Source organism: Rhizobium sp. NZLR11 (assembly GCF_019685115.1).
In the GTDB taxonomy this organism is placed as follows: Bacteria; Pseudomonadota; Alphaproteobacteria; order Rhizobiales; family Rhizobiaceae; genus Rhizobium.
The window spans coordinates 231726-250813 of record NZ_JABDWD010000007.1 but is presented as its reverse complement, the minus strand read 5'-3'; the positions used below and the strand labels follow the sequence as shown (position 1 = coordinate 250813).

Below are 19088 nucleotides of genomic sequence, written 5' to 3'. Positions count from 1 at the left end.
GATGGTCAGAGCGGTTCCTTTTTCAAAAAGCTGAACCGTTCCTGGGTTGTGGGACCCCCCGTCCGGTTTTCCTGGCCGGACGGAAACAAGGCTTTGCGGGACATTGTTGCAGTCCCGCAAAGCTTTTTTTGTACCTTTTTCTTGTTCCCACCGGCTTTCAATCGTTTCGACCGCGGCCGTGCCGAAGATTTATTGTGCAACGCAACATTTTGCCGCATTTGTCGATTTTCATCTCAACACCAACGGATTAAGCTAATCCCGGTTTGGTGTTGGGGGGAAGATGACCAAGTGGGTCTATACGTTCGGCGACGGGCAGGCTGAGGGCCGGGCGCGCGATCACGAGATTCTCGGCGGCAAGGGCGCCAATCTCGCGGAAATGTGCGCCCTGGGGCTTCCCGTTCCGCCGGGGCTGACGATCGTCGGCGATGCCTGCAACACCTATTACAAGAACGGCCGCCATATCGAGAACGCTGTGAAGGTCGAGGTGCGCGCCGGCATTGCTGGCATCGAGGCAATCACCGGCCGCCGCTTTGGCGCCGGCAGCCAGCCGCTGCTGCTTTCGGTGCGCTCCGGCGCCCGTGTTTCGATGCCGGGAATGATGGACACCGTGCTCAATCTCGGCCTCAACGACGAGACCGTGCAGGCGCTCGGCCATGATGCCGGCGACGCGCGGTTTGCCTGGGACAGCTACCGCCGCTTCATCCAGATGTATGCCGATGTCGTCATGGGTCTCGGCAACGACGCCTTCGAGGAAATCCTCGAAGACGAGAAGGCCAAGCTCGGTCACGAATTCGATACCGAACTCAGCGCCTCCGAGTGGCAGCATATCGTTTCTCTCTACAAGCGGCTGATCGAGGAGGAGCTGGAGCAGGAATTCCCGCAGGATCCTGAGGTGCAGCTCTGGGGCGCCGTCGGCGCGGTCTTTTCCAGCTGGATGAATGCACGCGCCGTCACCTACCGCCAGCTTCACAATATTCCGGGAGCCTGGGGCACGGCGGTCAACATCCAGGCGATGGTCTTCGGCAATCTCGGCAATGCGTCCGCCACCGGTGTTGCCTTCACCCGCAACCCGTCGACCGGCGAGAAGGCGCTGTACGGCGAATTCCTCGTCAATGCGCAAGGGGAGGATGTCGTTGCAGGCATCCGCACGCCTCAAAGCATCACCGAGGAGGGCCGGATTTCCTCGGGCTCGGAAAAACCGTCGATGGAAAAGCTGATGCCGGAGGCTTTTCGCGAGCTTTGCGGCATTTGCACCGAACTCGAGATCCATTACCGCGACATGCAGGATATCGAATTCACCATCGAGCGCGGCAAGCTGTGGATGCTGCAGACCCGCTCCGGCAAGCGCTCGACCCGGGCGGCAATGAAGATCGCCGTCGATATGGTCGACGAGAAGGTGATTACCGAGGAGCAGGCGGTGCTGCGCATCGAACCATCAAGCCTCGACCAGCTGCTGCATCCGACGATCGATCCGCGTGTCACCCGCCAGGTGATCGGCACCGGGCTTCCGGCTTCGCCGGGCGCTGCCACCGGCGCCATCGTCTTCACCGCCGAGGAGGCCGTCGAGGCCGAGGCCGAAGGCCGCAAGGTCATTCTGCTCCGGGTCGAGACCAGCCCGGAGGATATTCACGGCATGCATGCCGCCGAAGGCATCCTGACCACCCGCGGCGGCATGACCAGCCATGCGGCGGTCGTTGCCCGCGGCATGGGCATCCCCTGCGTCGTCGGCGCCGGCACCATGCGCATCGACATGCGCAACGAGCGGCTGCTCGGCATCGGCGTCACCCTGAAGAAGGGCGATATCATCACCATCGACGGCTCGGCCGGCCAGGTGCTGAAGGGCGAGGTGCCGATGATCCAGCCGGAACTGTCGGGCGATTTCGGCCGCATCATGGGCTGGGCCGACCGCGCCCGCCGCATGACGGTGCGCACCAATGCCGATACGCCGGCCGATGCGCGCGCCGCCCGTTCCTTCGGCGCCGAGGGCATCGGCCTTTGCCGCACCGAGCACATGTTCTTCGAGGGCGAGCGCATCCATGCCATGCGCGAGATGATCCTCGCCGTCGACGAGAAGGGCAGGCGGCTGGCGCTCGACAAGCTGCTGCCGATGCAGCGGCTGGATTTCACCGGCCTCTTCACCGTCATGCACGGCCTGCCGGTGACGATCCGCCTGCTCGACCCGCCGCTGCACGAATTCCTGCCGAAGACCGACGACGAGGTGGCCGAAGTCGCCTTCGCCATGGGCATGGAGGCGGCAGCGCTTCGCCAGCGCGTCGATGCGCTGCACGAGTTCAATCCGATGCTCGGCCATCGCGGTTGCCGGCTGGCGATCTCCTATCCCGAAATCGTCGAGATGCAGGCCCGCGCCATCTTCGAGGCGGCGGTTGCCGCAGCGAAGGAGACCGGGGCGGCCGTCGTGCCGGAGATCATGGTGCCGCTGGTCGGCCTGCGCTCCGAGCTCGATTACGTCAAGGCGCGCATCGATGAGGTCGCCGGCAAGGTCATGAACGAGGCCGGCATGAAGATCGATTATCTCGTCGGCACGATGATCGAGCTGCCGCGGGCCGCCCTTCGCGCCCATGTGATTGCCGAAGCCGCCGAATTCTTCTCCTTCGGCACCAACGACCTGACGCAGACCACCTTCGGCATCTCGCGCGACGACGCCTCCGCCTTCATCCCCACCTATCAGCGCAAGGGCATCATCGAGCACGATCCGTTCATCTCGCTCGATTTCGACGGAGTCGGCGAATTGATCAGCATCGCCGCCGAACGCGGCCGGCGCACCCGCAACGACATGAAACTCGGCATCTGCGGCGAACATGGCGGCGACCCGGCCTCGATCCGCTTCTGCGAGACGATCGGGCTGGACTATGTCTCCTGCTCGCCGTTCCGCGTGCCGATCGCCAGATTGGCGGCGGCGCAGGCGGTCATCTCAGGAGGTCTTTCAGACTTCCGGTCGGGAGGTCTGAAAGACCTCGGGGGGAAATAGTCAGATACCGGCAAGTGCCCGCGGACGCCCTTAGGGCGCCCGGCTTAATGATGATGGTGCCAGTGATCGTGGTAGACATAGGGCCCGTTGAGATCCCAGGCCATGCTCTGCATCATCTCGGCACTTTGCGCCCGCGATTCGGCCCGCCGGTCGAGATCGATGCGCTGCAGGCAGGTGGCAAACCCATCCGTGCCGCGCCGGAAACCATAGCTCAGGCACCGCCCTTCATCCGCTGCCCGCCGCTCCTCCGGCGTCATCGTCTGGCAGGCGGAAAGCGCGGCGGCAAGGGTGGCAATGGTGATGAGGAGGGAAAGGCGCATCGGGGTATTCCTTGCTTTTCCCTGAGGAAATGCCATTCGGGTCCGGGCGTCAAGCTGCGGCGGGGAGGCGTGTAGTGGATGTGAACGGTTTCTCCCGCCTATCCCACCCTCCGTCATGCTCGGCCTTGAGCCGAGCATCCACGCCGCATCCATCAGCAGCAGCCGTATGGATCCCAGGCTCAAGGCCTGGGATGACGGAGAGTGTGGTTGGCGTTTCCGTCAAACTCGTCGCCAGAGAACAGGGACACACTACACCGGGTGCTCAATTGGCCCAGCGTTTACTAAGTTCCAGTGCCTGTCACAGTGCGCCCAAATCCTTCGGTAGGGGACACTCCGCACAGGAGCGAGCGGGCGTGAAGATGACGCTCACGCCGCCCCAGCCGGATCCCCAATCGGCAGCAGGGCCGGATCGAGCGGTGGGTCCTGTGGGTTCTTCGTGTCCGACGGGTCCTGCACCGGCGTCAGCGGAGGTTTTTGCTGGGTGGGGTCGGGAATGCCCGGCGTCGGCGTCGGGCCGCGTGGGGTGTCGGCATTCGGGATCGGCATCGGGTCTCTATTGGGCATGATCGCCTCCTTTTCAAAAAAAGGAACGGCATCCCCCGCATATGGTTCCACTTTCGCCATCGGAGATTCCTCTGTATGAGGGGCTTGCAAACACTGGAACGAGCATGGCCATCCGCGATCGATTTTCGAAAAAACTGAACTGCCCGCAATGCGGCAATGAGGGCTTTGCCGAAGCCTCGGAAGTTGACGATCCGAAGCGCAAACACCCGGATTTCAAGGTCGATCGGCTGCCGCGCGGCTTTGGCGTGCAGCGTCCATCCAACCACCAGGAAAATTTCGTCATCAAATGCGAATGCGGCCGCAAGTTTCCCTTCCGCAGCGTTGCGGAAGCGGCGGCCGAGCGGCGCTAGCCCATCTCTCGGCATCACGCTCCGAAGCTCTAAATCCGCTCCAGCACTTCGATAAAGGCTTCGGCGAAACGCACCAGATGCGCAGTTTGCTCATCGGGCGCCTGCATGCGGATTTCGGTGCCGGCATAATCGAGCAGCGCCAGCACGACGCGCATCTCACTGCCGTCATCGGGAATGCGCAGCACCGCGATGCGGCGGCAATCCTCGATAAGACCCCCGGCCGGCAGGTCGAACAGCAGCTCGCCACCCGACCGCTGCGCTGCCTGGCGCACCGCCTCGCAGAAGCCGGCATCGCCGCCGGCATACCCTTCGAGCGAAAGTTCGAGCTCGACGAGCTCCATCGGCAGCATCGGCTCGCTGTGGTCGATCCCGCCAAGCGCAGACGCCTGCGGCCTTGCGGCTATCTCGGTTGAAATCATCCCGTCGCTCCTTGCCTTTAAAATCGGAGATGAAACCGCGGCAGAATGGCTCTTTTTTACCATATCAGCAAGAGCTTATGGAATCGCCCCGTCTTCGCCCCGGTCTTCATCATGGTCTCGTCATGGTCTTCGCTCGCGAATTCCATCTGATATTCCGAGACAACAGTTTCAATTCAGCCGAATCTTGCCCAGATCCGGATGATTTTAGGCCGGGCTGGCCTAAAATCTGAATCCGGATCTAAATCAAAGAAATAGAGCATGATGTCGTCCGAAAACCGCTTCACACTTTTCGGCATCATGCTCTAAACAGGGATATGGCGATTTGCGTGGTTGAAGGCGCGGCGCTGACGAGCAACCGGTAAGTTTGATGGCCATCCGTTTCGACCGTCCCGTTTCCAACGCCGCCCGCTTTTCGCGGCTGCTCGGGGCGTTTTCCCTGGTGCTGGCGCTGGCGGTGCTGGTCGCCCATCGTTTCGGCGGCCTCGCCACCCCCTATCTGGTGCTGCTGTTGATCGCCGCCGCCGGCGGCGCGCTGCTCGCCGCCCTGCTGGCCGCCGTCGGGCTGCGCAGCCTCTGGATGACTGGCGCCGAAGGCGGGCTGGCCGCACTCGCCGCGCTGATCTACGCCGCCTTTCCCTTAGCGCTCGGCGCCTTTGCCACCGAGCATTATCTGACCTTGCCGGATATCTACGACGTCTCCACCGATCCGGTCTCGGTGCCGGATTGGCTGTCGCCGCCGAAAGCCGACCAGATCTGGCTGAAGCGCAATCCGGTGATGCCGGAGGATCGTGAAAAGCAGATGACCGCCTATCCCGAGCTGACCGGCCGGCGTTATGAGGGCGCACTCGACCGCGTGCTGGAGGCGGTGCGCAAGGTCGCCAAGCTGCGCGGCTTCACCATCATCCGGACCACCGGCGATACCGAGCCCGACCGCGACCCCGAGGACCGGCCGGCCAAGCCTGAGCCGAGCGATGATGCTGCCGTCGCCGATGCGCCCGATATCGTGCCCGTGCCGACGCCGCGCCCCTATGACGACGATGTCGCCAAGCTGATCCGCGGCGCCAACGGCGTGACGCTGCAGGCAACCAACCGCACGCTGATCCTCGGCCTGCGCTTCGATATCCTCATCCGGCTGCGCGAAGAGGCCGAAACCACCTTCGTCGACATCCGCGTCGCCTCCCGCTACGGCCAACACGACCTCGGCTTCAGCGCCGACATCGCCGGCGATTATCTGAAGGCGCTGGATTCCGAATTGCTGGGGATTGCGGGTGGGTGAGCCGCGGTGCCGCCAGAGGCGGCAGCAATCGATCCAGCGAATCGATTGCAGCGGCGAACGCCCTGAGCCCAAAGCGAAGGGCCGGGATAGGGTGCGGCAGATTCAGGTCCGTTACGGTGCCACAAACTCGACGTCGCGCCGTATCACACAACCGCGCCGGCCCGCACAACGATCAGCCCTCATCCTGAGGTGCCCCGCCGGGGCCTCGAAGGACGAGGGCGGGTGGTTCCCTCAGCCGCATCCGCATGTGGCAAGACAGGTGGCCAGCCCCGTCCTTCGAGGCTTCGCCCTGTGGGCTACGCACCTCAGGATGAGGCTGGAGAGAAGTCGCGCCAGCATCTCCGCCTTCGCTCAGCGCATTCGCGGCTTTGATAGGGCAGCGCCTCTGTCTTTCGATCCAGGCGGCCCGCACAACGATCAGCCCTCATCCTGAGGTGCCCCGCCGGGGCCCCGAAGGACGAGGGCGGGTGGATGAATTCCCTCAGCCGCATCCGCATGTGGCAGGACCGGTGGCCCGCCCCGTCCTTCGAGGCTTCGCCCGGTGGGCTACGCACCTCAGGATGAGGCTGGAGAGAAGTCGCGCCAGCATCTCCGCCTTCGCTTACGCTCCGCGCATTTTGGTCTCGCCCCGTCTTTCGGACCCACGGGGGAGTGGGGAGGTGTCGCGTCCTCCCCTCACTCCACCACCAACCACCCCGTATACCGCACCACCAGCCCGGTCAGCCGCCCGCCGATCTCCACATGGAAACAGAACCGCCCATCCCGCTCCTCCTCGTAAGTATCGCCGCAGGGCGCCAGGAACAATGGCAGCGGGATGCCGCAAAAGCGCCAGCCGCGCACGATGAGCCGCAGCCTCTCGCCCTCCGGCACCAGCGCCAGCAGCACCCGGAAAGGCCCGAAGACCTCGGCGAGCAGGTGGCGGTCGCGGCCGGTGCCGGCGGCCTGCCAGCTGCGGAAGGTCTTGCTCCCGAAACTGCGCGTCCAGATCTCCCTCTCACCATCGGCAGCAAAGCGCACCGCCACTGGCACATCTTCGCCAGCGGCGGGAAAGCCGATGATGCCGGCGATCAGCCGGGCGAGGAGCCCGCTGCCGCGCTCGATCCGCGCCCGGCCGGAGGCGAGGCGCGTGCCGCCCGCATGGATCGCCGCCAGCGCCGGCGGCAGGCTCTGCCAGGCGTCGCCGAGGATGCGCCGATAGAGCGGCTGCGGCTCTTCCGCATGGTCCAGCCGGATGCCCGAGGTGATCCGAAAACGCCGGAAGGCCGTTTCGAAATCGGCAAGCTGCAATTCGCCGGCCGCCGGCCGCGCGCCACTCACCGGCCGGATGCCGGCAAGCAGCCGGCGCACCAGCGCCTCGACGCCGATGACCGGAATGAACGGCCCGTCATCGCCTTCGGCAATCAGATGCCAGTCCGATGTCAGCCGCCGCCCCGCATGATCGATGCCGCCCAAGCGCACGAACATGCCGCCGCGATGTTTGCCGATCGCCAAGCGGTGGCTGGCGCGCTGCATCAGCCGCGACAATGGCAGCAGCGACCGCAGCAGCCGGAGGCTGACGAGCCGCGCCGTAAGCCCGAGCAGCCGCTGCAGGCCCTGCGGCTCGGTGCCGACCCCGGTGAAGCTTGATTGCAGGCCGGGAAAACGCTGCGGCAGCAGCGCCAGGTCAGGTGCATCCACCAGCAGGAAATTCCGGCTGCGAAGCGGCGCCACGTCAGGCGGAGCGATCGTCACCCGCATGGCATCGATCAGCCCGCGCCCGGTGGCCGGCTGCCCCTCGCGCAGCACCGCCACCGGCTTGCCGGCATAGGTCGATATCGCCCTGACGACATTGAGGCCGATCTTCACATGCGCCGACGGGGCGATGCCGGCCGCCACAGTTTCGATGCGGGAAAACTGCGGCGCCATCGCCTCGAGCGCGGCAAAGGAGAGGGCGGGCAGGCTGCTGAGCCCGGAGAGCGCGAAAGTGCCCTTGGCGCGCGCCGCGGCATCGAGCCCGCTGATGCCGGCGACGAAGCCGGTGCTGTCGGCGATATCGGCATAATCGATGCCGAGGCCAATGCAGGCGCGCACCACCTTATAGGGGTCGTCCCCGAAGCTCTGAAACGGCCCGGAGGCATCGATGACGAGATCCGGCCTCAGCCGCGTCAGCTGTTCCGCCAGATTGCCATCACGATCGAAGCGCACGGCCTGTAGCGTCGCCCCCAGATTGCTGCTTCCCAAGCCCTCGGATCCATCTTTCGGGGCTCTGAGATCCGCAACGAAATCGTCTGCCTTTTCAAGCGACCGCCCGGCGATCAGCAGTCTGAGCCGCGGTTCATCGCCAAGCAGCCGCGCCAGCCGGCCGCCAAACGTGCCGTAGCCGCCGATGATCAGCAGCGAAAGCCTGTCGCCGCTCATGCGATGAAGCGGCTGCGCTGCTCCGGCGTCGGCACCATGCAGCTCTGCCGGCCGGCGATCTTCAGCCGGTTGCGGGCGATGAATTCATAAAGCGTGTCGGCCACCCGCCGCGGCAGCAGCCGGAAAAGCCTGATCAGCGAATAGGGAAAACCGAGGCCGGCGACCATGCGGATCGAGCCGTCGGATTTGAAGAAGGCGCGGCCCTCTTCGATGAGGATATTGGTCTTGTAGTCGCGCCCATCCAGCCCATAATGCCGGTAGAGCGCGGCGCCGAGCGGCGTCTGCGCAGCGAGGAAGCGGTATCGCCGCTGCTTGTCGTGCTTCAGTGCGAACTTCACCCAGCCGGAGCAGAACACGCATTCGCCATCAAAGACGATCAGCGGCCGGTCATCGGCAAAATCGGGCACATCGGCATCGTCGCGATAGCTGTAAGCGGCGCCCATCTGCTGGCTCATCTCCCTGGTGCCGGCCGGTAGAGGGCGGAAAGCGAAGGCGGCCCATCCGCGGCAATCTCGCCGCGCTCGAAGAGATCCTCGATATGGGCGAGCACGGAAAGCGCGGCCGCCCCATGCAGCTTCGGATCGGTATCGCTGTAGATCGCCTTGACCATCTCGGTGATCCCCTGGTCGCCCGCCCGGATGCGCGTCAGGATCGCCTGCTCGCGCCCCAGCCGGTGCGCCTTCAACGCGCGGAGGAAGCTGGCCGGCTCCGTCACCGGCCCGCCATGGCCGGGCAGCAACAGGGCGTCGTCGCGCGCAATCAGCCGGTCGAGCGAGGCCATGTAATCGGCCATCGACCCATCCGGCGGCGCGACGATCGAGGTCGACCAGGCCATGACATGATCGCCTGTGAACAGCAGATCGCCGCCGTCCAGCGCGAAGGCGGCATGATTGGCCGTGTGCCCCGGCGTCGGCACGCCTGAAAGCACCCAGCCGTCGCCCTTGATGGTCTTGCCGTTGCCGATCGAAATATCGGGCACGAAGGCCATGTCGGAGCTTTCGGAAAACGGATTGATCTCGCCGGCGCGCAACGGCCTTGCCGGCCGGTGCGGCCCCTGACCGACGGTCACCGCCCCGGTTGCCGCGCGCAGCCGGCGGGCGAGCGGCGAGTGGTCGCGATGGGTGTGGCTGACGAAGATATGCGTCACCTCACGGCCGGCCAGCGCCGCCATCAGCGCCTGGAAATGCGCCTCGTCCTCCGGCCCGGGATCGATGACCGCGACCGACGAGCCGCCGATTATATAGCTGTTGGTGCCGTAAAAGGTGAAAGGCCCGGGATTGTTCACTGTAACCCGCTCGACCCCCGGCGCCACCGGCACGGCCCGCCCATAGGCCGGCTCGAAGGCAAGGTCGAATGCGGGACTGTCCATGAAGGCAATGATCTCGAGGCCGATGACACCGCCAATTCCTAGCACGGCCCACCGCCCCGCGCGCGCATAAATCTGCTTGAGGCGCAACTTAGTCATTGTGACGGACGGAGAGCTTTGCTAATCAGGCGTCGATTTGAGCAGGCGGTTTCCGCCGAAAGCTCTGGTGGGGCGTCGCCAAGCGGTAAGGCAACGGTTTTTGGTACCGTCATCCCTGGTTCGAATCCAGGCGCCCCAGCCAAGAGCTCCCGTTTCAAGCCGCGATCCAGGTTTCCGGCGCTTTTCCTTTTATTCGGCCTATCCCTGCGCCTTCTCCCCATTGCGGCGGTTGTGAAGGAATCGCATTCGCATGCCCACGGCGCGAAGCCTTTCGGGCCGGTCTCGCTTCGGATTGACCTTGAGAAGCCGGGCTCACGATGACAGAAAGGGTTAGCAGAAACATGAAACTGCTGATCGTGGTCAGCAAGCTGCTCACTGGTTTCGACGCACCGAGTTGCACCTACGTCTACCTCGATAACGAGTTACGTGATCATAATCTGTTTCAGGCGATCTGCCGTACGAACCGGCTTGATGGCGACGACAAGGACTACGGTTACATCGTCGATTTCAGGGAGCTGTTCGGCGATGTCCAGAATGCGATCGCCGTATATAGTTCGGACGAATTGGACATCGATCAAGGCACTGCTGGCGACAACAATGTTGAGATCAAGAATTGGCTAAAGGAAGGCAAGAAGCACCTCGATGAGATCCGCGAGGCATTGCGATATCTGTGCGAGCCAGTGTTGCCGCCGCGTGAGATCGAGCAGTTTCTGCACTATTTCTGTGGAAATGCAGCCGACCCTGAAGCTCTCACTGAAACCGAGGCACTGCGGGTTTCCTTCTACAAGGCTGTCGCAGCATTCGTGAGGGCCTTCGCTGCCATTGCCCAGCACCTAGACGAAGCCGGCTATTCGGATCCTGAGGCCGCGATAATCCAGCAAGAGGTGGAATTCTACGCGGATGTGCGAAGCGCCGTAAAAAGACATTCGGGGGAAGAGTTGGATATCAAGCCGTACGAGGCCGATATGCGCCATCTCCTCAACACCTATGTTCAGGCTGATCCGTCGACGATCCTTGGTTACCTCGCCAGCCTTACACTGACGCAGGCGATCATTGAAACGGGCATCCATGATGCAATTGCCAAGAAATTGAACGAGAAGGGCAAGCTGTCGAAGAACGCGATCTCCGAGGGGATCATCAACAATATCCGCAAGACAATCATTCGCGATCAGCTCACCGATCCGCGGTTCTACGACCAGATGTCGATATTGCTTGGGGATTTGATTAGGCAGAGCCGGGACGATGCTGCGGCCTACGAGGAGTTTCTTCGGCGCGCGGAGGACCTGGTGCGGCAACTCGCGCAAAAAGGACCGACTGCTGGCATTCCTGCCGCATTGCACGGAAACCGAGAGGCTACAGTCATTTTCAACAATCTTCCGACCTTGCCGGCAACATTGTTTGCATGCCCGAATGATGAAGACCAGATGGCTGCCCTTGCACTCCAGATAGATTTGGCGATCAGGCAGGGGGCACCAGCCGGGTGGAAGGGCGATGAAACACGTGAACGGCAGGTCAAGAATGTGCTCTTTCCAATCTTGAACCGGGATAGCGACGCCACGCGCGCGTTGTTTGAGATTGTCAAAAGTCAGCCGGGGTATTGATGCGCGAGATCATCGAAATCGGCGACATGGTGATCGATGTGACGAGAAAGAGTGTGAAGCACGTCCATCTATCCGTTCATCCGCCAAACGGTCGGGTGACCTTGGTCGCGCCTTCGGCAACTAGGCTGGAAGTGGCGCGCGCCTATGCGATCTCCAAGCTGGGCTGGATACGCGATCAGCAAACGAGACTGATGAACCAAGTGCGAGAGTCACCTCGCCAATTCATTGGTAGGGAGAGTCATTTCCTCTGGGGTCGTCGATATCTGATGTCAGTGATCGAAAAAGATGAAAGGCCGTCGGTCAAACTTGACCATCGGACGATTCACCTGACAGTTCGCCCGGAAAGCTCGCCGGCAAAGAGGGCGGAGGTCATTCACGAATGGCACAAGACGCTGCTTCACGGGGTAGTGCCCGGCATCATTCGGAAATGGGAGGCTCGTCTTGGCGTAAAGACATCGCGGTATTTTCTGCAGAGGATGAAGACGAAATGGGGCGGCTGCAACCCAACCGCTGCAACCATTAGGCTGAACACGGAGCTCGTGAAGAAGCCGAAGGATTTGCTGGAGTATGTGATTGTCCACGAACTGACACACCTTCTCGAGCCACGGCATAGCGAGCGCTTCTTCGAGCTGATGAGTCATCACTATCCAGCTTGGCCTGAAGCGAGGAAGGAGCTGAACGAACTGCCGCTTGGGGCAGAAGACTGGCCGCAGCGCTAGCGAACCTCCCCGCGCCGCCGACATTTTATGCACTGTACTGCTGGTCAACACAGCGGGTTGACGGCCCTTTAGCGGGAATGTTGTCCGTCACATCCATGATCCCAATGGAGATAATCGTTCCCGCGCAACGCTAGGCCTCTGCCAAGACTATGACGCGGGCATTCGCTTCAAGCCATTCCTCTAATTCTTTGCGGAACGCCGCGACGAATGCTGTCGCCATTGCCGCGAACTCCTTATCCGGACTGCAGTGCAACTGCATATCTTCCACGCTACGCAGAACCATCTGCAGTGCCGGCACCTGCGCCGCTTCCGGTAGTTCTAGGGTGGCTTCCAGGCTGTCCATGATGCGGACCCTTTGCCCTCGCAGAATGTTTAGCTGCTTAGTCCGTGCTTCCACGAGGCCGACGCGGTTCAGCGCTAAACAACGAATTGTCTCGTCGCCCTCAATCGACGGCTGCCCCGCAACTGAGCGGGGCGTGATGATGCTGAAATCGGAAGCATGGCTCCAACGGAGATAGTTGTTTGGTTCACAGCGTGTAGGATCCAGCAGTCTCGGCTGCTCAATAGTATGGTCATCCGACTTGGCAGTTAGGCGAGTCGTTCCGACAGGGAAGTTGTTGGCCTTACCAGCAAGTTTCGCTGCGGGCTTCGCCTGAAGCGCTTCGACGTCTTCGATGGTCATGTCCACAGTGACGAGGTGCTGCTTAAGCCCCTTATTACAAGGTCCACACGTAGGCAGGAGATTGGTCCAGCTGTGAGCCAACCACCAGTAACCGGGATGATCGGGTTCACCTACCCCACCCTTCGGCCGATAATGTTCGACCTCTCGTGTCCCTTTCTCGATGGCGCGCTCGCAGTAGGCGCACTTGCCGTGGAATAGCTTGCGTAGCGCATCGATGACGTCGTTTCCGGCATAGGCCTTGAACTTGCCGTACGCGGCCATCCCAGGCCGCCAAGCATTATAATAGATCTCTGCCGCGTTCTGCTCCGCCTTTGCCGCGGCCGCGCCGAGCGAAGTAGGCGCGGCCTCTGGTCGTTTCGCGCGGATCACGCTGGATCCCCCTCCCGTATCCCCGTCGCGTCGAGGCGCGGTGGGGCGGCCAGCGCTTTGTAAACCGCCTCGACCGCCTCCGCCCGAACGTCTGGCCGAAGGCCACCTGCAGGCTTCTCACGCGCCTCAAGGAACCGTTGAAGCGCCGCCTGAATCACCTGCTCGCCCGCGCTGTCGCCGAGCGTCAAGCGCGATACGATCTCGCTCGTCACGTGCTCGTCGGGTCGCTCGGCGACCGCCGCAGCAAAGCGCACCATCTCGAGTTCTGTTTCCGGATCGATGGTACTCGAGAGTCCGAAGTAGTCCGACGTGAGCAGTTGTTCCGCCCGCATTCCTTGAAGGCTCGGCAGGTTCTCCAAAAGCGTGATTTCCCCGGCGTCATCGCGTTGCAAGACCACGACCTCACCATCCTCCATACCACGAAGGCAGAGCGGGTCGTGGGTCGTAACAATGAACTGAACGTTGGGCAGTGCGCGCCGGAGAGCACGCATAACCTGCATCTTCCAGCGCGGATGGAGATGGGTTTCAACCTCGTCGATTAGGACGACGCCATGTGCGCGCTCCAGATCATCAAAGTGCCTCAGCATCTCCCGGAAAATGTCGGCAGCGAGCGCGAAGATCGAGCGATAGCCCTCGCTCAGCCGTTCTATGGGAACGGGACGGTCCTCGACTTGGACGCAAATACGACCATCGGCGTCTAACACCAACTTGTCATTCTCGCTGAGCGCCAAAATCGGACGCAGCGCCCGCGCAACAGCATCGAACTGATGATCGGGAAGGCTGTTCAGCCAGACACCGGGGTATGGGATGGTAGCCAACGGGTCAAAGAGCGTGCGCACGCAGGCGTAAGGCTGCGACGCAGCGGTCGAGTGGCGACGATCAAAAAACCGGCGCGGCCCGTAGCCCAGGACGAGCGTGGCAGGCAGATCTGAACCCACGATGCGCCGTTGTCTGTTGTCGAATAAGAAGTCGGCGCGTCCCTCGCCAAACAAAAACTGCACGTTCACCGAAGCCGCCTCCGGAGTAAGCTGATCCCAACGGTCGGTACCTTTGCTACGCAGGAAATCGTCCGCCTTGAGCCTAAGGCGCCGGGCCTGCGGGCCGCCTAGCAACGCCAGTGCGATTCCCTGCAGCAGGGTAGACTTGCCGGTGCCATTCTCCCCGAGAAGCATCAGACACGGCGCGCCCCTACGAGTGCGGCTCTCGGGGCTCCCCTCTATCTTCAACCCGGTGATCCCTTTGAGGTTGCTGATCGCGATGTGCCCCACGTGACGCGGCTTCGAGGACGGGTGAAATAAAGCGCGCTGATTTTCCGATTGCAACTTCCCTGCCGCTAACCGGGATGGGTAGAAATCCCGCTCGACTCGTCGCGCTTCGTCGGAATTCCGTAGCTCGTCCAATTGCTCGAGCAACCGAGGCCGTTCTTCTGGGCGGTGCGCGAAGAGCCCTTCCAAGCGTTCTGGATGGTGCCGCCTGGAGCCGCGGACCTCCCTCCCCAAGAATGTAATTTCATCGACCGCCCGTTTCAAAAAATTCAAGCGCGCGCCTACAAATGGACGTCGACGGTCGAAGATGTCCCGCAGCCGCATCGATCTGTCGTCGTCAGCCCAGGAGGTCAGTTCGTGCTCCAGTTGCTTAAGATCATCTCGTCGCAGGTTGCACAGGCGTTCGCTGTCGAGCTCGAGCACTGCTATTGTTGTTTGGCCTCGCTCAGTTCGTGCCGCACATCGCCCGTCTAGGAGCAAGTCGAAATGCCGCTCCGGCGCGTCAAAGTATGGATCAATGAGCAGCGGTTGCTCCAGCCGCCGTACCTCTTCCAAGCTGGCCAAATAGGGTGCGCGGGTGCCGCCCGTCGGAAACTGGTCTTCTTTTGCGCGCGCACAGTAACTGCAGACGTAGATCAAATTGTCCCACTCATACGCTAGCCAAGCGTAGTGGTCCCAAGCAGGGGAGCCGTCGATCGCGCGGGCACGCAGAGGCCGGAAATGCTCCACACGCTCCCCGGCGTCGCGGGACTCGCAGAAGACGCACTTGTGATAGCAGCGCTCGGCGACCGAATCCCTTAGCTCCCCCGCGTAAAACAGTTCGTCGGCGATTGGTAGTCGGCGCTGTAGTCTGTCAGATTCGGGTCGGCGCAGGTAAGTATACAACTGCTGCCTGCGCTCACGCATAAGCGACGAAGCGAGCAAGATGGGCGCCGGTCGGCTGGGGATCCTGATCATGCGGCTGCTCCGAGGGGGCAAATGAACCGACCGAAGGGAGCTTTGGTAGAAAGGCTAAAATTCCTCGCCGGTAATTTAAGATACAATGTTCACTTCCCTTCTGAGCCTCGACTTAAGATGCATAATTAGTCGCTGCAGCTGGGTCTAACTTTATTGTGGCACCCTTGGAGGCACCGCGCAATCAGCCGATCTTGCACCTTACCCCGGCTCCGCGAACAGACAAACACCGGTCACTTCGGCAAGCTTTTCCACCAGCGCATCTTGAAACAGGGAATCGCTGACCTCCGGCAAGGCCTCCCGCCGCTGCCGATGGTACCAATAACCGCCGCTGACTTTCGCGGCTCCCGCATCGCTTGCCGCAAGCCATGTCTGGGTGAGGTGCCCCATTTCGAGGTCATCGGGCGCGCCGGTGCCGCCCATCTTGGTCGGCACCCAGCCGGGATCCACCGCGTTGCTGAAAACATCCGGCCAATGGCGGGCGATGGCGGCGGCGAGGGTGGCGATGTAGAGCTTGCTTTCCGAATAGGCCTGGCTGGCGTTCCACGGCCGTCTCTTCCAGTCGATATCGTCAAGGGTGCTGCCGCCGCTGCGGTGCATGCCGCTCGTGAGATAGACCAGGCGATCGGGGCGGGTGATCCAGGCGGTGAGGAGGTAGGGGGCAAGGGTGTTGACCGCCAGCGTCTTGGCGTGGCCTTCCGGGGTGTCGCCGCGGCTGCGCTCGAGGTAGATGCCGGCATTGTGGATGACGGCGTCCATGCGGCCGATGGCGTTGACCTGCTCGGCGATCGATTGTGTCTCGGCGGCGCTGGCGAGATCGCCGATGACGAGGCCGAGGGCGGCAGCGGAGATGTCTGCGAGGGCGGCGGCGCGCTCGCGGGAGCGGGCGTGCAGCACGACGTCGTGGCCTTCGTTCATCAGGGTGCGGGCGGCGGCGAGGCCGAGGCCATCGGTGGAACCGGTGATGAAGATGCGGCTCATGGGGGTTCCTTTCGCGTGCGGCGTGGGTGGGCCCAGAGTGCTTGGCCATGGGTCCTCGGGTCAAGCCCGAGGGCGACGGAGATTGAGGTCAGCGATCGGCAAGAGGCGCGACGTTGGGAGCAATTCCTCGTTTTCCTCAATCTTTCGAGGTCAGCCTGGCTGCCTCGGCCCGGCTCTTTATCAAGCCGGCGATTTCATCGATTGGGTCTCGATCAGGCAATATGTCTGCGAGCTCGTCAGCGACCTTATCGGCCGCTGCTATCACCTTGTCGCAGAGCTCGTTTACCCGGCGGCGCAGCAGCGGAGTGCCAACGCCGGCTTCTCGCGCAAAGACATGCCAGCCCTCCGCATCCATCTCGGCGAGCGTGGCACGTTTGCCGATTCTCATTGCCAGCTTTGGCGACAGCTCCGGATAAATCACGGTGGAGAGGAGGTCGTAGAGTTTTGCCAGCCGCGGGCCTTGGCTATCGTAAAGGATGGAGAAGTTCTTGCCGTGGGCATCGGCATTTCCGGCGATCAGGTTGAAGATGGCAGCGTCCAGCAGCTTCAGAACATCGATGGCCGGTCTTGCCGAAATCCGTCTCAGCAATTCGAAACAATCCTTGAAGGTCGGCCCGCCTTCGCTCGCATATTTCGTTTCCGGCGGTACGCCGAGCGCCTGGCAGAAATCCTCCTGATGGATGCGGCGAACCAGGCCGCCGGCGTCGCGGACGCGGTCATATCGTTCGACCAGAAGAAACGGGCGTTCCCGCACATGTCGCGGTTCGACCGCTGCGACATCCAGCTCGATGGCGGCTGCGAGCCTCATCACGAAAGCTTCGTTTTCGGTCGTCGCCTTGAAGCGCGCTATTGGTGGCTTCAGAATATGAGTGGTCGCCTGGCCAGGCAGGGGAAGGCCGATCCGGCCGTCGATCAGAACAACCGGCACCTTGGATTGCGCGCCGGCGAGCGACAGTCTCAAGCCTTCCTCGCCGGCCAGCAAAGGGCGCACGGGAAGCGCCTCCAGCACCCGAACGATGCCGGCTTCGTCCAAAGGCGCGGATTGGCGATCTGCAGTCGTCGCGGTTTCCGCGGGCTCCTGGCCCTCGGCAAGCAGTTGCAATGCACCGGCGACATCGCCGCCAAGGTGATCGAGAAGCGCAAAGTCATTGGCCGGAGAAACGCCCAGGGCCTGCGCGGCAGCTATCCGCTGGCTTTCCTCGGGCAACAGGCCGCCGAAAAACGGCCGGCATTCCCGGCGGGAAAATCGCTCCGGTCGTTTCGGGAGAGAGGCCGAGAGCGGCAGCGCATCATCATCGCCGAGCCAGCCTTCAGCATAGGCAAAGCCGATATCACCGTGTCGGTCCTGCGTGAATTGACCGACAATGCGGCCGTTCCACCAGACGTTGAGGATCCTGTCCGTCATCGTCTGCGCTCGCCGGGCGCCAGAATGTCGATGGAGCAGCCGAGCGTTTGCAGAACCTGCAGGACTTTGCCGATCTGCGCCGTGGGCTTGCCGGCTTCAAGGTCGACGATAAACCGAAGCCCGACGCCGGCGACGCCGGCAAGCTCGTCCTGCCGCAGGTTTTGCTCCTTGCGCGTGCTTCGAACAAGGGCGCCAATATCGGCTGGAGTTTTAATCTGTTTCGACATGTGATTTTCCCGATCGGGAAAATATAGTGAAATTTCGGCGGGCGTCTAGGGGAATTTACCGATCGGGATATTTTGACGATATGGAATGGGTTGAGGCCGCGAAATTCCCCGCTCGGTAAGATGGGTAGTGGTTTTGGCAGGCGCTACATCCGGCGCGGAAGATTGGCGAGGCCCAGCCCCTCATCCGGCTGCCGCCACCTTCTCCCCGCTCGCGGGGCGAAGGGGATATGCCGCGGCCTTTCCGTTTCTCTCCAACGTCTCGCGTAACACGTCCCCTCGCCCCGTTTACGGGGAGAGGGTTAGGGTGAGGGGCATTTTTGGGGAGGAGTTTCCGCTCCGGGCATGGGTCCTCGGGTCAAGCCCGAGGACGACGGAGGGGAGGAGGGCTCTTGCCAAACCCACCCCGGCCGCACTCACCCGCCATCACCGCCGCCGCTCCGCCCCCGCCGCAATCGTCTGCACCAGCTCATCCACCTCCCGTGCCAGCCGTTCCAGCGGCAAGCCGACGAAGCGGCCCTCCAGGCTGATGCTCACCACCCCATGCACGGCGCCAAACAGCGTGCGGGCGCGGATGGCGCGGTCTTCGGCCGGCATGTCGGGCTGCAGTTCGGCCAGCGGTTCGGCGATCACGTCCATCAGGAACAGGTGTTCGTCGAGATGCCATTGCGGCGTCGGGCTGGTGTCGGGGGGGAAGTGGTCGAACAGCGCTTTCCAGAGGTTGCGGTGCTCGACGGCGAAGGCGAGGTAGCCCTGGGCGAGGTTGCGCAGCCGGTCGGTCGGGCTTTTGTCCTTGGTCTCGGGCAGAGTCAGCCTGGCCTCCAAGGCCTTCAGCGTTGCGGAGTTGACGTGGATGACCAGCTCGCCGAGGTCTGCAAACACCGTGTAGAGGCCGCCGAGCGCGCAGCCGGCGTCCTGGGTGATGTCGCGGGCGCGCAGATTACCAAGCCCGTCGCGGGCGATGCGGTCGCGCGCCGCCTCGATCAGCCGCGCCTTCAGGTCCTCGCGTTTTTCTTCTCGTCTGCCGGCCATTCACCATTCCACTTCGATTTTTGAACGTCGTTCAAAATTTATCTTGAACGACGTTCACGATTCTGCCATAACACCA

17 protein-coding genes and 1 tRNA gene are annotated in these 19088 nt (G+C 62.5%); 6 read left to right on the top strand and 12 right to left on the bottom strand.

What is annotated here, in order from left to right; genetic code table 11:
• The first annotated feature begins 280 nt into the window (after positions 1-280).
• On the top strand, positions 281-2989 hold the full coding sequence (ppdK, locus tag HJB83_RS15005; protein ID WP_221132231.1) for a pyruvate, phosphate dikinase: 2709 nt from the start codon (positions 281-283) through the stop codon (positions 2987-2989).
• A gap of 44 nt (positions 2990-3033) precedes the next feature.
• Here ppdK and HJB83_RS15000 read toward each other — a convergent pair whose 3' ends face one another.
• Together HJB83_RS15000 and HJB83_RS14995 are read right to left on the bottom strand one after the other, a co-directional pair.
• Positions 3034-3309, bottom strand: a complete 276-nt coding sequence (locus tag HJB83_RS15000) for a hypothetical protein (protein ID WP_221132230.1) — start codon at positions 3307-3309, stop codon at positions 3034-3036.
• A 366-nt stretch (positions 3310-3675) separates the two neighbouring features.
• Positions 3676-3873, bottom strand: coding sequence for a hypothetical protein (locus HJB83_RS14995; RefSeq protein WP_207583268.1), 198 nt, complete (start codon positions 3871-3873; stop codon positions 3676-3678).
• A 104-nt stretch (positions 3874-3977) separates the two neighbouring features.
• On the opposite strand from HJB83_RS14995, the gene HJB83_RS14990 reads away from it, so the two are divergent.
• Complete coding sequence (locus HJB83_RS14990; RefSeq protein ID WP_207583269.1) at positions 3978-4223, top strand: hypothetical protein; 246 nt, start codon at positions 3978-3980, stop codon at positions 4221-4223.
• Between the two features lie 29 nt (positions 4224-4252).
• Here the strand turns inward: HJB83_RS14990 and HJB83_RS14985 are convergent, their stop codons facing one another.
• The gene (locus HJB83_RS14985; RefSeq protein WP_207583270.1) at positions 4253-4642 is read right to left on the bottom strand and encodes a hypothetical protein; all 390 of its coding nucleotides are present in this window, start codon (positions 4640-4642) and stop codon (positions 4253-4255) included.
• A 367-nt stretch (positions 4643-5009) separates the two neighbouring features.
• Between HJB83_RS14985 and HJB83_RS14980 the strand changes: the two genes are divergently transcribed.
• Positions 5010-5918: a DUF1499 domain-containing protein gene (locus tag HJB83_RS14980; protein WP_221132229.1), complete on the top strand. Its 909-nt coding sequence runs from the start codon at positions 5010-5012 to the stop codon at positions 5916-5918.
• 675 nt (positions 5919-6593) lie between these two features.
• Here the strand turns inward: HJB83_RS14980 and HJB83_RS14975 are convergent.
• From HJB83_RS14975 to HJB83_RS14965, 3 genes are read right to left on the bottom strand one after another with little or no spacing between them, the layout of a single operon-like run.
• Entirely contained in the window at positions 6594-8315 is a 1722-nt protein-coding gene (locus HJB83_RS14975) for an SDR family oxidoreductase (protein WP_221132227.1), read from the bottom strand.
• The gene (locus HJB83_RS14970) at positions 8312-8770 is read right to left on the bottom strand and encodes a thiol-disulfide oxidoreductase DCC family protein (protein ID WP_221132226.1); all 459 of its coding nucleotides are present in this window, start codon (positions 8768-8770) and stop codon (positions 8312-8314) included. The genes HJB83_RS14975 and HJB83_RS14970 overlap by 4 nt, the downstream gene beginning before the upstream one ends.
• On the bottom strand, positions 8767-9684 hold the full coding sequence (locus HJB83_RS14965) for an MBL fold metallo-hydrolase (RefSeq protein WP_221132261.1): 918 nt from the start codon (positions 9682-9684) through the stop codon (positions 8767-8769). Before HJB83_RS14965 ends, HJB83_RS14970 begins: the two co-directional genes overlap by 4 nt.
• 164 nt (positions 9685-9848) lie before the next feature.
• Here HJB83_RS14965 and HJB83_RS14960 point away from each other — a divergent pair.
• The 3 genes from HJB83_RS14960 (at position 9849) to HJB83_RS14950 (ending at position 12100) form a co-directional block, all read left to right on the top strand.
• Positions 9849-9922: transfer RNA gene (locus HJB83_RS14960), tRNA-Gln, on the top strand.
• A gap of 199 nt (positions 9923-10121) precedes the next feature.
• The gene (locus HJB83_RS14955) at positions 10122-11381 is read left to right on the top strand and encodes a UvrB domain 3-containing protein (protein ID WP_221132225.1); all 1260 of its coding nucleotides are present in this window, start codon (positions 10122-10124) and stop codon (positions 11379-11381) included.
• A complete protein-coding gene (locus tag HJB83_RS14950; RefSeq protein ID WP_221132224.1) occupies positions 11381-12100 on the top strand; it encodes a M48 family metallopeptidase in 720 nt (239 codons plus the stop codon). The genes HJB83_RS14955 and HJB83_RS14950 overlap by 1 nt, the downstream gene beginning before the upstream one ends.
• A gap of 130 nt (positions 12101-12230) precedes the next feature.
• Here the strand turns inward: HJB83_RS14950 and HJB83_RS14945 are convergent, their stop codons facing one another.
• From HJB83_RS14945 to HJB83_RS14920, 6 genes are all read right to left on the bottom strand, one after another.
• Complete coding sequence (locus HJB83_RS14945) at positions 12231-13151, bottom strand: hypothetical protein (RefSeq protein WP_221132223.1); 921 nt, start codon at positions 13149-13151, stop codon at positions 12231-12233.
• Complete coding sequence (locus tag HJB83_RS14940) at positions 13148-15373, bottom strand: AAA family ATPase (RefSeq protein ID WP_221132222.1); 2226 nt, start codon at positions 15371-15373, stop codon at positions 13148-13150. The genes HJB83_RS14945 and HJB83_RS14940 overlap by 4 nt, the downstream gene beginning before the upstream one ends.
• A gap of 198 nt (positions 15374-15571) precedes the next feature.
• Positions 15572-16351 (bottom strand): SDR family NAD(P)-dependent oxidoreductase, encoded by a 780-nt coding sequence (locus HJB83_RS14935; protein ID WP_221132221.1) that lies wholly within the window; start codon positions 16349-16351, stop codon positions 15572-15574.
• Between the two features lie 136 nt (positions 16352-16487).
• Positions 16488-17756, bottom strand: a complete 1269-nt coding sequence (locus tag HJB83_RS14930) for a type II toxin-antitoxin system HipA family toxin (RefSeq protein ID WP_221132220.1) — start codon at positions 17754-17756, stop codon at positions 16488-16490.
• A complete protein-coding gene (locus tag HJB83_RS14925) occupies positions 17753-17983 on the bottom strand; it encodes a helix-turn-helix transcriptional regulator (protein WP_207583279.1) in 231 nt (76 codons plus the stop codon). The genes HJB83_RS14930 and HJB83_RS14925 overlap by 4 nt, the downstream gene beginning before the upstream one ends.
• Positions 17984-18406: 423 nt before the next feature.
• Positions 18407-19012: a TetR/AcrR family transcriptional regulator gene (locus HJB83_RS14920; protein WP_221132219.1), complete on the bottom strand. Its 606-nt coding sequence runs from the start codon at positions 19010-19012 to the stop codon at positions 18407-18409.
• Positions 19013-19088: the final 76 nt, after the last annotated feature.

Excerpts from the sequence above, each read along its gene's own strand:
- HJB83_RS14970 (WP_221132226.1), bottom strand. The coding sequence starts at position 8,770 with ATGAGCCAGCAGATGGGCGCCGCTTACAGCTATCGCGACGATGCCGAT.
- HJB83_RS15000 (WP_221132230.1), bottom strand. The coding sequence starts at position 3,309 with ATGCGCCTTTCCCTCCTCATCACCATTGCCACCCTTGCCGCCGCGCTT.
- HJB83_RS14955 (WP_221132225.1), top strand. The coding sequence starts at position 10,122 with ATGAAACTGCTGATCGTGGTCAGCAAGCTGCTCACTGGTTTCGACGCA.
- HJB83_RS14935 (WP_221132221.1), bottom strand. The coding sequence starts at position 16,351 with ATGAGCCGCATCTTCATCACCGGTTCCACCGATGGCCTCGGCCTCGCC.
- HJB83_RS14950 (WP_221132224.1), top strand. The coding sequence starts at position 11,381 with ATGCGCGAGATCATCGAAATCGGCGACATGGTGATCGATGTGACGAGA.
- HJB83_RS14940 (WP_221132222.1), bottom strand. The coding sequence starts at position 15,373 with ATGATCAGGATCCCCAGCCGACCGGCGCCCATCTTGCTCGCTTCGTCG.
- HJB83_RS14965 (WP_221132261.1), bottom strand. The coding sequence starts at position 9,684 with ATGGACAGTCCCGCATTCGACCTTGCCTTCGAGCCGGCCTATGGGCGG.
- HJB83_RS14930 (WP_221132220.1), bottom strand. The coding sequence starts at position 17,756 with ATGACGGACAGGATCCTCAACGTCTGGTGGAACGGCCGCATTGTCGGT.
- HJB83_RS14990 (WP_207583269.1), top strand. The coding sequence starts at position 3,978 with ATGGCCATCCGCGATCGATTTTCGAAAAAACTGAACTGCCCGCAATGC.
- ppdK (WP_221132231.1), top strand. The coding sequence starts at position 281 with ATGACCAAGTGGGTCTATACGTTCGGCGACGGGCAGGCTGAGGGCCGG.
- HJB83_RS14975 (WP_221132227.1), bottom strand. The coding sequence starts at position 8,315 with ATGAGCGGCGACAGGCTTTCGCTGCTGATCATCGGCGGCTACGGCACG.
- HJB83_RS14980 (WP_221132229.1), top strand. The coding sequence starts at position 5,010 with ATGGCCATCCGTTTCGACCGTCCCGTTTCCAACGCCGCCCGCTTTTCG.
- HJB83_RS14920 (WP_221132219.1), bottom strand. The coding sequence starts at position 19,012 with ATGGCCGGCAGACGAGAAGAAAAACGCGAGGACCTGAAGGCGCGGCTG.
- HJB83_RS14925 (WP_207583279.1), bottom strand. The coding sequence starts at position 17,983 with ATGTCGAAACAGATTAAAACTCCAGCCGATATTGGCGCCCTTGTTCGA.
- HJB83_RS14995 (WP_207583268.1), bottom strand. The coding sequence starts at position 3,873 with ATGCCCAATAGAGACCCGATGCCGATCCCGAATGCCGACACCCCACGC.
- HJB83_RS14985 (WP_207583270.1), bottom strand. The coding sequence starts at position 4,642 with ATGATTTCAACCGAGATAGCCGCAAGGCCGCAGGCGTCTGCGCTTGGC.